The organism is Amycolatopsis sp. NPDC089917 (genome assembly GCF_040684635.1).
Taxonomy (GTDB): domain Bacteria; phylum Actinomycetota; class Actinomycetes; order Mycobacteriales; family Pseudonocardiaceae; genus Amycolatopsis.
This window is the reverse complement of record NZ_JBFBGL010000146.1, coordinates 1-1,253: the sequence shown is the minus strand read 5'-3', so window position 1 is coordinate 1,253 and position 1,253 is coordinate 1. Positions and strand designations below refer to the sequence as shown.

The window sequence follows — 1,253 nt, the reverse complement described above, 5'->3', positions numbered from 1 at the left end:
GGCGGATTCACCTGGTGGTTGCAACGTTGGTTGTTTCGTTCGGGAAGAGTAGTCGTCGTAGGCACTCGGCTGGTGTTTGCCAGCCGAGTGTTTTGCGTGGTCGTTCGTTGAGTTGTGCGGCAGCGGCGGCGAGGTACTGGGCGGTGTAGGTCGAGAGGTCGGTTCCCTTGGGGAAGTACTGTCGCAGTAGTCCGTTGGTGTTCTCGTTGGTCCCTCGCTGCCATGGTGAGTGAGGATCAGCGAAGTAGATCTGCACTCCGGTCTCGGCGGTGATCCTGGTGTGGTGAGCCATTTCCTTGCCCTGGTCCCATGTCAGCGACGCCATCATCCGTTCGGGCAGGGTCGCGATTGTCGCCGACATCGCCTCGGCCACCGTCGCTGCGTCACGCCCGTCGGGCAGGTGCAGCAGCATCACGAACCGGGTGGTGCGTTCCACCAGCGTCCCGATCGCCGAGCCGTGCCCGGTCCCGCAGATCAGGTCACCTTCCCAGTGCCCCGGCACTGCCCGGTCCTCGACCTCGGCGGGACGGGTGGAGATGTTGACCATGTCCTGGATCCGTCCCGGCGCCCGCTCCCGGCGCACGTGGGCCTGACGCTGGGGTTTACGTAACGTCCGCCCTGTTCTCAGGCACGCGGTGAGTTCACGGCGCAGCGCACCGCGGGATTGCACGTAGAGCGCTTGGTAGATCGTTTCGTGCGACACCTGCAACTCCGGGTGGTCCGCATAGTTCTCCCGCAGGACCTTACTGACCTGCTGCGGCGACCATCTCTGCAGCAACCCGTCCTGCACCAGGTCCCGCAGATGACCGTCAGCAGCGAGTTTCGCGACCTTCGGCCGCTGAGCCCGCCTCGCAGCCGCGGCCTGCGCCACGCTGGCCCGATACTCCTGACCCGCCACAGTGTTGCGGGCCAGCTCCCGAGAGATCGTCCCAGCGCTGCGCCCCAGAATCCGGCCGATCTCCGCCTGAGACTCACCCCGCGCCCGCAGAACCATGATCTCTTCACGCTCAGCCAGCGACAGGAACCGGCCCGACAGCCGACGGGGCGCGTTGCTCATCACCCCGCCAGCCTCACGAAACCACCGTGAACACGTCGTATGACCAATCCCAAGCACCTGGGCCGCCGGCTTCGCCGGCAACCCAGCCCGCACCAACTCCCAAAACCGGACCCTCACCTCACGCGGCAACTCCCCAACACCCCGCACCCGCAACACCCACTCACTCAAAGCGTTGCAACCACCCCATGAACCCAAG

Annotated in this window: 1 protein-coding gene; it reads right to left on the bottom strand. The window is 65.4% G+C overall.

Features of this window, described 5'->3' with window-relative positions; all coding sequences use genetic code 11:
• Positions 1-7 precede the first annotated feature (7 nt).
• Positions 8-1,057 carry an IS30 family transposase gene (locus tag AB0N89_RS41030; RefSeq protein ID WP_364217175.1) on the bottom strand — a complete coding sequence of 350 codons (1,050 nt, stop codon included), beginning with the start codon at positions 1,055-1,057 and terminating at the stop codon, positions 8-10.
• Positions 1,058-1,253 lie beyond the last annotated feature (196 nt).